The 13081-nt window shown below is 32.0% G+C and carries 11 protein-coding genes; 3 read left to right on the plus strand and 8 right to left on the minus strand.

Annotated features, from left to right (window positions below; genetic code table 11):
• Position 1: 1 nt before the first annotated feature.
• From ACQY6M_RS03560 to ACQY6M_RS03580, 5 genes are all read right to left on the minus strand, one after another.
• Positions 2-2449: a M1 family aminopeptidase gene (locus ACQY6M_RS03560; protein ID WP_428740432.1), complete on the minus strand. Its 2448-nt coding sequence runs from the start codon at positions 2447-2449 to the stop codon at positions 2-4.
• A 119-nt stretch (positions 2450-2568) separates the two neighbouring features.
• Entirely contained in the window at positions 2569-3129 is a 561-nt protein-coding gene (locus ACQY6M_RS03565) for a DUF4252 domain-containing protein (RefSeq protein WP_428740433.1), read from the minus strand.
• A gap of 52 nt (positions 3130-3181) precedes the next feature.
• On the minus strand, positions 3182-3697 hold the full coding sequence (locus ACQY6M_RS03570; RefSeq protein WP_428740434.1) for a DUF4252 domain-containing protein: 516 nt from the start codon (positions 3695-3697) through the stop codon (positions 3182-3184).
• Between the two features lie 40 nt (positions 3698-3737).
• Positions 3738-4208 (minus strand): hypothetical protein, encoded by a 471-nt coding sequence (locus ACQY6M_RS03575; RefSeq protein WP_428740435.1) that lies wholly within the window; start codon positions 4206-4208, stop codon positions 3738-3740.
• A complete protein-coding gene (locus tag ACQY6M_RS03580) occupies positions 4195-4704 on the minus strand; it encodes an RNA polymerase sigma factor (protein ID WP_428740436.1) in 510 nt (169 codons plus the stop codon). The genes ACQY6M_RS03575 and ACQY6M_RS03580 overlap by 14 nt, the downstream gene beginning before the upstream one ends.
• A gap of 158 nt (positions 4705-4862) precedes the next feature.
• Between ACQY6M_RS03580 and ACQY6M_RS03585 the strand changes: the two genes are divergently transcribed.
• Entirely contained in the window at positions 4863-6311 is a 1449-nt protein-coding gene (locus ACQY6M_RS03585; protein ID WP_428740437.1) for a S41 family peptidase, read from the plus strand.
• A gap of 180 nt (positions 6312-6491) precedes the next feature.
• Here the strand turns inward: ACQY6M_RS03585 and ACQY6M_RS03590 are convergent, their stop codons facing one another.
• From ACQY6M_RS03590 to ACQY6M_RS03600, 3 genes are all read right to left on the minus strand, one after another.
• A complete protein-coding gene (locus tag ACQY6M_RS03590; RefSeq protein WP_428740438.1) occupies positions 6492-6836 on the minus strand; it encodes a hypothetical protein in 345 nt (114 codons plus the stop codon).
• A gap of 124 nt (positions 6837-6960) precedes the next feature.
• Positions 6961-7854 carry a DUF72 domain-containing protein gene (locus ACQY6M_RS03595; RefSeq protein WP_428740439.1) on the minus strand — a complete coding sequence of 298 codons (894 nt, stop codon included), beginning with the start codon at positions 7852-7854 and terminating at the stop codon, positions 6961-6963.
• A gap of 2 nt (positions 7855-7856) precedes the next feature.
• Entirely contained in the window at positions 7857-8810 is a 954-nt protein-coding gene (locus ACQY6M_RS03600; RefSeq protein WP_428740440.1) for a patatin-like phospholipase family protein, read from the minus strand.
• A 140-nt stretch (positions 8811-8950) separates the two neighbouring features.
• Between ACQY6M_RS03600 and ACQY6M_RS03605 the strand changes: the two genes are divergently transcribed.
• Together ACQY6M_RS03605 and ACQY6M_RS03610 are read left to right on the plus strand one after the other, a co-directional pair.
• Positions 8951-10000, plus strand: coding sequence for a WD40/YVTN/BNR-like repeat-containing protein (locus tag ACQY6M_RS03605; protein WP_428740441.1), 1050 nt, complete (start codon positions 8951-8953; stop codon positions 9998-10000).
• Between the two features lie 76 nt (positions 10001-10076).
• Positions 10077-13019: an amidohydrolase family protein gene (locus ACQY6M_RS03610; protein ID WP_428740442.1), complete on the plus strand. Its 2943-nt coding sequence runs from the start codon at positions 10077-10079 to the stop codon at positions 13017-13019.
• Positions 13020-13081 lie beyond the last annotated feature (62 nt).

A 13081-nucleotide genomic window follows, 5' to 3' on the forward strand; every position in this document is an offset into this window, starting at 1 on the left:
TTTATTCAAGCAATTTTGCCATAGCAATTTGTATAGCTTTTAAGTTATTTTCTTTATTTGATAGATTGCTCGTTTTTTGCATTTGTACCATTTGGCGTAACAAGTTTATTCCAACTTTGTCAAAATTATACTGCTTATATTGGATTCCTTTTGCTACAATATCATCCGATAAGTTTTTAATAGCTTCTGTATTGTTGCTCTTCCCTATTTTATCAAAAGCTTCTTTATATAAAGATTGGATTTTCTTATTAGGGCTTAAAAACATTCCAGACATTACATTGCTTGCGATAAAACTTAACTCTTCGTCGTCATTTTCTTCTAAATAAATACGAGTTAATGGTGTAGCGACAATCTTTTTAACTTCTAATGGTAATGTTTTCGATTTTTGAATTGCTAACTGCTTATCGATATAATACATTCCTACCAACGATTTTCCTAAAACCGAATACGACTTACTTTCTAATCCTTTTTCAAAAACTGGTTTTAAAGCTGGATCCGTCAACTTTCCTAAAGTCTCAATAGCTGCTGCTTGCACTAATGTTTTTGAATCATTGTTAGCTATTCGCATAATTTTATCAATCACACTCTTTTTAGAATATTTATTGATGAGATTAATGTTTTCTAAAGCCAATATTCTGATTTTGTAAAAATCATCATCCATAGCATCTGCAACGGCATTAAAAGCATTTTTATCATCTTGATGTTTTGCTATTTCTAATAATGCTTCTCTCTTGTGTACATAGTTCTCAGCATATTTCAATTGATGAATATAATCACTCAACACTTTATTCTCAGTTATGTCACATAATAAGACACCATCAGCATTTACTTGAATTAAATCTGGTTGTTTGGTAAAAGGAAAAGTAAATGACGCATCTCTACTTTCTACAAATACTGTATGACGTGTACGTTTGCTTCCTTCAAAAACATCAATCGCAAAAGGGAATTTAAATTCATTAATTTGTGATTGCATGATATTAACAGTTACCGTTTTTCTTAACTTATTATAATCATAAGAAATTGATAACTTCGGATGTCCATTATTAAAATACCATTGATTAAAAAACCAGTTTAGATCTTTACCGCTCACTTTTTCAAAAGCCAAACGTAATTGATGTGCTTCTCCTGTTCCGTATTTATTATCGGTTAAATACGTATTTAATCCAGCATAAAAAGCTTCATCTCCTAAATAATTACGAAGCATGTGTAAAATAGCTCCTCCTTTATTATAACTCACCGCATCGAACATATCTTCTTTATCGTTATAATAAAAACGAACTAAGTGTTTGTCAGAATTTTGTCCTTGCTTATACCCTTCAACATCTTCAAACATATGTGCATCAGCTTCATCTTTTCCATATTTATGCTCTAACCACAAATACTCGCTATAATTCGCAAAACTTTCATTTACGGTTAAGTTACTCCAGCTTTCAGCCGTTACTAAATCACCAAACCAATGGTGAAAAGCTTCGTGTGCAATGGTATTTTCTTGTACATTCTCATCAATTAACTGCCCAGGCGTTTGATAAGCTCTTTCTCCATGAATCACCGCTGTGGTATTTTCCATTGCTCCACTTACATAATCGCGTCCAACAATTTGTGCGTACTTATTCCAAGGATATTCAATTCCTGTAATTTTAGAAAAGAAAGCCAACATTTCAGGTGTATTTCCAAAGATTTCTTTTGCATATGGAGCATATTCTTTTTCTACATAATAGTCTACAGGAATCTCTTTGTATTTATCTTTGATAATTTCGTACTCTCCTACTCCCATAAAAAACAAATACGGAGCGTGTTTTTGAGTAAAATTCCAATAGTCAGTACGTGTTCCGTCTGTATTAGTTGTTTGCTTTTCTAATTTTCCGTTAGAAAGTGTTACATACTTTTGCGGAACGGTTATATAAATTTCTTGTGATGTTTTTTGGTTAGGTGCATCTATCGTTGGGAACCAACAACTACTTGCTTCGGTTTCTCCTTGTGTCCAAACTTGAGTTGGTTTATTCTTATCAAGTCCAGTTGGATTGATAAAATACAATCCTTTTGCGGAAGTAATCGCAGCACTTCCTTTTTGTTTTACCTTTTCAGGGCGTGCAGTATATTTTATATATAAAGTAAACTCTTCGTTTCGTTTATACTTACGAGGTAAATCGATAATTAACTCGTACTCATCATAATTATAATCTAGCGGTTGATTATTCATTGTTACCTTGTGAATTACCATCGCTTTGGCATCTAGAGTAATTTTATCCGTTTCGTAAAAATGAGGTTTTAGTGTTACCCACTCTTCTCCATTCAACTCTTTTTCCTGAAAGTTAAAATCTACTTTTAATTTGGTATGAATTAAATTATGGATTTTATCTTTTTCTGCTCTATAAACTTTATCAGATTGTGAGAATACTGTTAGTGTAAAAAATGTAACGACTACAACAAGGAGTTTTTGAAACTTCATATTTTTTTGTTTAAAGCTCAAAAATAGGAAATTCTATTGGGAGGGCTGTTAATGAGCCGTTAAAAAGAAAAAACCATCAAAATTGATGGTTTTTCTATGTAATTCAAATAAAAAATTATTTATTCGGTTTCTTCTGACGAACGATGCTTCTCATCAAAAATCATTTTGAATTGCTTTAAATCTAAATTATCAGCATCCATCTTTGCTTTTTGCATCATTTCTAAAATCCTACCTGGATTCATATTTTCTCCTAAAATACGTGCAACTCCCACTCCCATTTCTTTACCATAACCAAAAGCTACAATTTCGTCGATAGCATCCGCTTCTCCTGAATAATAGATAGCTGCATGTGCTCCATCTTTTTTAAACTTCATCAACTCTTTATAACTCGATTTTTTAAAAATAGATTTTAGCTTCTCTTTTTCTGTTTCATAACTAGCTTCATCTAAGTTTTTGTATGGAACTCCCGTTACATTTATCTTCTTAATACTTTCGTATGCCTTTTTATCTTCATCTGATGCTTTGTCCATGCTCAATTGTAATACACTTGCAGGAACATCAAAAGTGATAAACCCTTCTTTATCTTGGCTTTCTACCAAATAACTTTGCAATGATTCTGTTTTACATGAAACAGTTGCAAAAGCAACAAGTAGTAATGAATATATAAGTAATTTTTTCATTGTGATTAGTTTTAATTAAAAGCAGAGTTAAAATTAACCCTGCTTTATAAATTTATTTAGTTTTTTTTCCGTCTTTAGAAAAAGTCTCTGCTAGTTTTGACATTTTATTGATATCAATATTTCCTGTTAAAGAAACAATTACAGATTCTGGTGTCCCATTTTTAGAGTCTTTGTCCTTTACAAACATCAATACTTCGCTTACAAAGTCTTTATTTTTAGTAGATTTTACGTAAATCTTTACACGAGAATCTTTGTCTTTTACGCGCATTAACTCTATTAAGTTGTTTTTTCCTACTGCTGATTTTACCATTCCTTCCATTTGAGCAGCCACGGCAGCATTTTCTGTTGAAAATACTTTTAGTTCATTTAAGTCTTGAATCATTTTAAAAACTTCCATCGCTTCATTATCCTCAGACTCTACTTTAAATTTAGATAAAATTTCAAAAGCATCTTTGTTTACTACTACTGATGAAACCTCATCAATATCTTCTAACTTATCAAAAATTGATTGCCCAAAGCTTAGATTAGATATAAATATAAATGCGAATAATACTATTACTTTTTTCATGATTTTCTTGGTTTATAAGTACTTGGTTTTACTTTCTTATTTAATTTACTGTGTTTATTACCTTATTTACTGTTTCTTCATAGGTTTCTAAGTGTTCAATAGCATCACTCCCTTTTTTTAGGTTGTTTGAAACTGCATATAAGGCATCGTTTCCTTTGTTTAAATTGACTGAAACTAGTTGCAACGCTTCTTTAATTTGTGCAAACTGTTTACGTTGTTGATACTTTTTGTACTCTTCATTTCCCATGAATACACTAAATAGTAAGACTACTGACGCTGCTACCGATAACCATTTCCAGTTCTTCTTAGTTTTCTCAGGTTTTAACTGAATGGTTTTGGTAAAGGTTTCATCTTTACTTTGTTTAAAATAACCAAACATCATACTATACTCTTGCAAATGCGGTGCCACATCATTTGATATAAAATACTCTTGTAGTAATTGCTCCTCTTGCAAAGTTGTTTCTGCGTCTAGGTATTTATCTAATAATTTTTCTATGTTAGCTAACTCCATAATTATGTTTTTTTATGAGTTCTTCTCTTATTGTTTTTCTTGCTCTTGATAACGCTACTCTAACAGCGGTAGGTTTCATATCTACCATTTTACATATTTCATCAAAATCATATTGCTCTATATCTCGTAGCTGAATGATTATTTTTTGCTGTTCTGGTAATTTTTCAATGAGCTGATGTACTTGGTTTACACTGTCGTTATATTCTACTTTCTTTTCTAGCGACGTATCTTTTTCTTTATAATTGCTATGAACCAATGTTAAATTACTCGCTTGTTTCGATTTTAATCGGTCATAACAATAATTTTTTGTCATCGTCATCGCAAATGCCTCTACATTTTTATAGTCGGACAGTTTTTCTCGATTTCTCCACAATTTAAAATACAATTCCTGCGTCGCATCTTCAGCTTCCTCGGTAGAAACTAATAATCTTTTCGCTAAACGAAAGACTTTGTCTTTAAATGGTAATACAACTTTTAAAAAGTCTGATTGGTTCATTGTTTGGTTGATTAATTTTGTAATCCTTATTCATAATCACTTCTTATCTATCAGGTTTACATAACTACGACGAGGCAGTTTCAAGTTTGTTACATCAATAATAAAAAAAATAATATTATTCGTTAAATTGCGTTGGTATTACAGTTAACATATACCTTATGAAATTATTCAAAGCATCCCTTATAGTCTTATTTTCATTACTAATTATTTCTTGTAGCGAAAAAGATAATGTCCCTAAAAATGTTGAAGTTCAAAACTTTGTTTGGAAAGGACTCAATGCCTATTATTTATGGCAAGATTTAGTTCCTGATTTAGCAGATAAACGTTTTAGTACCGATAATGAGATCTATAGTTATTTGTTGGGTTATGATAATCCGGAGGATCTTTTTTACAATTTATTGTACATGCCTAATGAATACCCTCAAGATCCAGACAAAACCTATTCTTGGATAGTTGACGATTACATTGCTCTTGAGCAAGCTTTTGCTGGAATACGATTAACTAGTGGTATGAAATTAATCGGGGCAGATTATGCGAACGGTTCTGGAGGTTATTATGTATATGTGTATGATGTTGTAAATGGTTCTGATGCCGATACACAAGGAGTTACAAGAGGTATGATTATTACAGAAATTAATGGTGCCACAATAACTAGAGATAATGTGAATTCTTTACTTGATAATAATTCGTTTACTATTTACTTAGCCGACTACAATGGCGGAAACCCTGTTAGTAACGGAAATACTATTACCGTAACCAAGTCACAAATAACCGAAAACCCCGTTAAAGTAAGTAATGTAATTACAGATGGAGGTCATACAATTGGATATTTACTCTACAATCAGTTCTCTAGTGATTTTGATAGAGATTTAAATGCTGAGTTTGCAAATTTTAAAGCTGCTGGAATTACCGATTTAATTATCGATTTACGCTACAACGGTGGGGGATCTGTACAAACAGCTGCTTACTTAGGTAGTATGATTACAGGGCAATATACAGGTGAGTTGTTTGCTAAACAAATATGGAATCATAAAGTACTAGACGCGTTTCCTGCTGAAACTTTCATTAATAACTTTACTGATCAAATTTTAAATAAAAACTCACAAGGTAATGTTGTTTTAGATGAAGCAATCAATAGTTTAAACCTTAATACAGTGTATTTCATTGTTTCTAAGAATACTGCTTCTGCATCAGAATTAGTTATCAACGGGTTAAAAGCGTACATCGATGTAAAGCTAGTAGGAACTCAAACCTATGGTAAACATGTTGGATCTATTACCTTATACGATTCAGATGATTATACTCGAAATGGTTCAAATTTAAAAAGTCATACATGGGCTATGCAACCTATCGTATTAGAAATTCAAAATAAAAATGGAGAAAATGCTCCTGAAGGATTCATTCCTGAAGTAATTATGGAGGAAGATCCTAGTAATTTAGGTATTTTAGGTGATCCCACAGAGCCTTTATTAGAAAGAACTATTCAATATATTACAACAGGAGCTAAAGGATTGCCAACGGTTCAAAAAGGTTATAAAATTTCACCTTCTTGGAACTCATCTATGGCAAATCCTGACTATAATAACATGTATGTTAAGCTGAAATAATGATATAATATTTAACAGACTAAAAAATCCAGCTTGTTAGCTGGATTTTTCTTTTTTTAGAAAAACAATTAAATGTCATTTCGACCTAAGGGAGAAATCTTTTGAATATTTGTTACTTCCTGAAAAAGATTCCTTTTCTCATCTCGTTCGGAATAATATTAAATATTACTCCTTTTGAATTTAACCTCCATTTATAGCTCTAATTAACTCTTTCTTGTCTATATCTATAGGTAATTTGTCCCATGGTGAAAATGGCGCTTTTTTTATTGAATCCGGAACTAAAGGTAACTTTAACAGCATTTTATTACGAGCACAATCTTGAGAACTAAAAATAACAAAGCATCTATCTCCTATTTTTTTATAACGTCCAGATCTCATTTCGCCTTTATAAACTATTCCTTCCACTTTAAAATCATAACAATAGATAAGCCCTCCTTTCATTGACTTTATATTTGTTACTATGCCAAAAGTGTATTTTCCTTCTTCAAATAATTTTCTATTTTCACTTAAGCTATGTAGATACATGAATACTGAAATCAACACTATTATTAAAACTATAATAACCTGATCTTCATGTCTTTTTAAAAATTTAATCAATGTTTTCTCTTAAAAATTAACTCTTTTATTGTTAGTAAAATACTAATTGTTACTACAACAAACTCATTTGTTGATTATTTTCTTCATTAGGAATTTTCAGATTAATTCCTAGCTCTTTGTTTAGCTTTTTTATAAAATAAGCAGCTAATAAAGGAGATTCTAGTTCTAAGTTTTGATGGATAAAAAAGTTAATATTCTGTAATCCTAAATCATTCCATTCTTTTAATCGGGCTACCCAATCATCCAAACGTGTATAATCTGTTGGATGGTTTGCTCCTACATAACGTACAAAAGCCTCATTATTGGTCAGTCTCATGTGCACCATATCCCGTCTACCAGCTGTATCCACTAATATATTGGCTATATTATTTTCTTCTAATAATTGTGTAAACTCATCAAAAACAACAGTATCATCAAACCAACCTAGGTGACGAACCTCAATGGCTAGTGGAATTCCTTTTGGCCAACTTACAGCAAAATTTTGCAGTCTGTCGAAATTTTTAGGGCCAAAATTAGAATGCATTTGTAAAAAGATGGTTCCTAATTTTTCTTCTAAATTAGACGCATTATCTAAATAGATATTCACAGCATCTTGAACACCTTCTAAGCGTTTCCAATGACTTATCTCCTGCCCTAACTTTGGGAAAAATTTAAAACCTTTAGGAGTTTTAGCCTTCCATTTCGCGAACTGTTCTGCTGGAAATTGACGATAAAAAGTAGCATTCAACTCAATAGAATTAAATTGCTTCGAGTAATATTCTAATTCATCTTTCGTTCCTCTCGGATAAAACCCTTTTAAATCTGCTTTATTCCATTTTGCACATCCTACAAATACATTTGGTTTATCAGCTTTTTCAAAAGAGCTCAATAATTCTATTGTTCTAGGGTGTGTTCGTGGTAAAGTAAAATCTATTAATTCAGGGTGTTCAACCTTTCCAAACTTCATGCTTAATTATTTTCTATTCCTTCTTCTATTTCTTGATTATCTACCATTTCCGGTCTAAACTCAGTCATTCTATCATCATTGAGTTTCTTAGCGTAATTATATCCTGACTTCCACCACTTTTTCATTTTTTCTTGATCAAAAACTAACGAATTGGTAGTTAATATGGTTGGTGTATAGTATAAATTTAATTTCACATCATTTTGTTTGGCAGAAAGTTTTCCAATAGTAATATTATGACGCTCTACATTTTCAAGCATAAAATCAAAAGTATCCATCATTAATGAGAATGGGTTTTTAGCTGGCAATCGATTCATTTGCGTTACTTCGGTCGCTAATATAATTGCATCAACCTCAGTAGCTCCCCTTAAAATCGCTTCGCGAATGGGAACTAAACTTCCAAAGCCTCCATCTGCATACTGACAATGATCTTTTTCTAATAAACTCATAAAAGGAACATAATTACAAGAACCCCAAATCCAGTCACAAAAATCATCGTATTCGCATTCCATAATAGATTTATATTCTATTTGATTTTCCGTTAAATTAGAAACAGTAACAACTACTTCCTTATTTATCCTTCTAATTTCATCATACATTTCTTTGGTAATACTCTTATTTATGAGCTTATGCAAGTTTTTACTTTCTCCAAACGTTTTACGTCCATTTATAAAGTTCCAAAGTGTATTTCGGTGACGAATAGAAACTACTTTTTCGCCATGCACCGATTTTATTTTAAAAGGACTGTTACTAAAAATAGCTTTTTGATCTACTGAAGTATACAATTCTTTTAGTTCATCAATCATTCCTAAAGCCAAATGCGACACCATTAAACTACCTGTAGAAGTTCCTAAGAACATATCATACTCCTTTTCTTTGTAATTCATTAAGTATTGTGCAACACCTCCTGCAAATGCACCTTTACTTCCTCCACCAGAAATTACGAGGGCTTTTTTCATAGATTTATGTTTGATTTGTCTATTTTAGTTTTGTAAAAATATCAAAAAAATAAAACTGACATGTTTAAAGTAATCATTCTATTGAATCTTCCATAATTATTTTAAACACCAAGGTTATACAAAGCAATTAAAAAGAACACATGAAACAATTATCAGTCCTATTCTTAATTTCTATTATTATCATTTCTTGCAAAACAGAAAAAAAGTATACTCCTAGAACAATCAATTCTGTTACTATTACTGAATTCAAACAAGACAGCACTAGCATTAGAGCTATACTTGCTATTAGTAATGATACATTAATATATGCAGGTTCAAAAGGAGATATTACTACTACTGAAAATGGTGGAAAAACTTGGAAAACACAACAACTTAGACATAACGATTCTATTATTCCACACTTTAGAAGTATTGCTAAAAATGGTGAACATATATTTGCTTTATCAGTTGCAAACCCTGCACTTTTATACAAAGGGACTCAGAATGAATACCAATTAGTGTATACCGAGGAAAATGAAAAGGTTTTTTATGACTGTATGAAATTTTTCTCAGACGGAAAACATGGTATTGCTGTTGGAGATCCTACAGAAGACTGCCCTTCTCTTATTCTTACTTCAGATGGAGGAAATACTTGGAAAAAACTCTCTTGCTCTCAATTACCTATTTTTGAAGAAGGAGAAGCTTTTTTTGCAGCAAGTAATACTAACATTGCTATTGTTAACAATACAGTTTGGATAGGTTCTGGAGGAACGAAAGCTAGAGTTTTAAAATCTACCGATTTTGGGACTACTTGGGAGATTTTTGACACTCCTATCGTACAAGGAGATGGCCCACAAGGAATTTATTCCATCGATTTTTATGATGAAAACCACGGAATTGCTATTGGTGGTAACTATTCGAAACCAGAAGACAACTCTGCTAATAAAGCAATTACCTCAGATGGTGGGAAAACATGGACACTTGTTGCTAATAATGAAAATCCTAATTATAAAAGTTGTGTACAATACATTCCTAATACTGATGGAAGAGAAATAATTGCTGTAGGTAAAACTGGAGTTTCTTTTTCTAATGACGGAGGTCATACTTGGAAAGAAGTTAGCAAGGATAGTTACTATGCTATTCAGTTTGTTAATAGTAATACTGCTTGGTTATCAGGTCCCGAAAAAATTGGAAAGTTAATTCTTAATTAATTCTTAATCTTTTGTTAAAAGAACTGGCTTTCAAGTACAACTGTATATTTTTATCAACTAATCAACTCAATTTTTAATGAAAAAAATATTATTCTTACTCTTATTCTTGTGTATTAGTAATTCTTTTGCACAAGAGTACTTTCCCTCCAATACAGGAGTAAAATCATCCGAAAAAAAGGTATACGCATTTACCAATGCTACCATTTATGTGACACCAGAACAAGTAATAAAAAAAGGAACATTACTTGTTAAAGACGGAAAAGTAGTTTCTGTTGGTAAATCAGTTACTATTCCTAAAGAAGCACAAGTTATCAATCTTGATGGAAAATCTATTTATCCTTCTTTTGTAGATGCGTATTCAACTTTTGGTATCGCTAAACCAAAAAGAGAAAGTAATCGCGGACAACGTCCTCAATACGATGCAGATAGAAAAGGATATTATTGGAACGATCATATTCGTCCTGATATAGATGCTTCTTCTGAATTCAAATTTGACTCTAAAAAAGCTAAAGAATTATTAGCTGCTGGTTTTGGTACTGTAAACACACATTTAGAAGACGGAATTATGCAAGGAAATGGAATGTTAGTAACGTTAAACCCTAATAGTTCTGATGCATACCGAATTCTAGATAAAAAATCAGGTAACTACTTATCGTTTTCAAAAAGTGTAAAATCACGCCAAAGTTACCCTACTTCACGCATGGGCGCTATGGCTTTATTACGTCAAACCTATTTAGATGCCGATTGGTATGCTAACGGAAATGCTAAAAATACTGATTTAGCTCTGGAAGCACTAAATAACAATAAAAACTTATCTCAAATATTTAATGCAGGTAATTATTTAGACAACTTACGTGCTGATAAAATTGGAGATCAATTTGGTATTCAATATACTATTGTTGGTGGAGGTAACGAATACGAAAGAATCAATGATATCAAAGCTACCAATGCTACCTATATTCTTCCTATCGATTTTAAAAAAGCTTACGATGTATCGAATCCGTTTTTAGCCAATAAAATTTCGTTAAGTGACATGCGTGCATGGAATCAAGAACCTTCTAATCCAGCAATTTTAGCTAAAAACAAGATTCCTTTTGCTTTAACTACTTATAAATTGAAAAATGTAAAAGATTTTACAACGAACATACAAAAAGCAATCACCTACGGATTAGATAAAACAACAGCTTTGGAAGCTTTAACTTCTATTCCTGCCAGTATTTTAAAAAATGATAAAGTTGGAAACTTAAAAGAAGGTAGCTACGCAAACTTTTTAATAACCTCTGGTGATATTTTTAATCCAAAAACAACATTGTTTGAAAACTGGACTCAAGGTGCTAAGAATATTATCAATCCAATGGATATCGAAGATATTACAGGGAATTACACATTAAATGTTAATGGTACTTCTTATACGATGGCTGTTACTGGTAAAGGTGCTAAACAAACTGCAGAAATTAAAAAAGTAGAAGAGAAAATTAACTCGAGCTTTTCATTTGCTGACGATTGGGTAACTATCAGCTTAAAAGAAGGGGATAATTTCACTCGTTTGACTGGTCAACTAGATAACAAACAGCTCAAAGGTACTGCTATTGACAATAACGGAAATGAAAGTCAATGGACAGCTACTTATACATCTAAAATAGACGAGAAAAAGAAAGACAAAAAGGAAGAGGATAAAACTCCTGAAGTTGTCGCTGTTTCTTTCCCTAATGTTGGATATGGTAACGCTACAAAACCTCAAAAAGAAACTATTTTAATTAAAAATGCTACTGTTTGGACATCAGAAAACAGCGAAGTATTAAACAATACTGATGTATTGATAAAAGATGGAAAAATTGCACAAATCGGCACAAACCTATCTAATAGAAATGCAAAAGTTATTGACGGAACTGAAAAATATGTAACCGCTGGTATTATTGATGAACACTCGCATATTGCGGCCTCTGCTGTTAACGAGGCAGGTCATAATTCTTCTGCTGAAGTGACGATTGAAGATGTTGTAAATCCCGATGACATTAATATCTACAGAAATATTACTGGGGGGGTTACCTCTATTCAAATCTTACACGGTTCAGCAAATCCTATTGGAGGACGTTCGGCAATCATCAAATTAAAATGGGGTGAAAATGCTGATGGAATGTTATACAATAATTCACCTAAGTTTATCAAGTTTGCTTTAGGAGAAAACGTAAAACAATCCAACTGGGGCGATTTACAAACAGTTCGTTTCCCTCAAACCCGCATGGGAGTTGAACAAGTATATATCGATTACTTCCAAAGAGCTAAAGAATACGACGCTCTAAAGAAAAGTGGAAAACCATATCGTAAAGATATTGAACTAGAAACTTTGGCAGAAATCATTAATAAAGAACGTTTTATTACATGTCACTCTTATGTGCAATCAGAAATTAATATGTTGATGAAAGTGGCGGAACAATTCAACTTTAACATAAACACCTTTACACATATTTTAGAAGGATATAAAGTAGCTGATAAAATGAAAAAACACGGAGTTGGAGGTTCTACTTTCTCTGACTGGTGGGCGTATAAATATGAAGTTAACGATGCTATTCCATACAATGCAGCAATTATGCACAATCAAGGAATTACAGTTGCCATCAATTCAGATGATGCTGAAATGTCTCGTCGTTTGAATCAAGAAGCTGCTAAATTGGTAAAATATGGTGGATTAAGTGAACAAGAAGCTTGGGCTACCGTAACTATTAATCCTGCGAAATTATTACACTTAAACGACCGTACAGGAAGTATCAAAGTTGGTAAAGATGCCGATGTCGTGTTATGGAGTGGTAATCCACTATCAATCTATTCAAAAGCAGAAAAAACAATTATTGACGGAGCTGTCTATTTTGATATTGAACAAGATTTAGAAAAGCGTAAAGCTATCAAAGCTGAGCGCGCCAAATTGATTAATATGATGCTACAAGAAAAATTAAAAGGTGGTAAAACACAAGCTCCAAAAAAGAAAACTCAAAAATTATTTCACTGTGATACAGAATAATCCTCGCAGAGGAATTTAGTAAGATTAACTACTGTTTGTTTTAACAAACTACAATTATAAAC

The organism is Tenacibaculum sp. (assembly GCF_050290165.1).
Classification (GTDB): domain Bacteria; phylum Bacteroidota; class Bacteroidia; order Flavobacteriales; family Flavobacteriaceae; genus Polaribacter.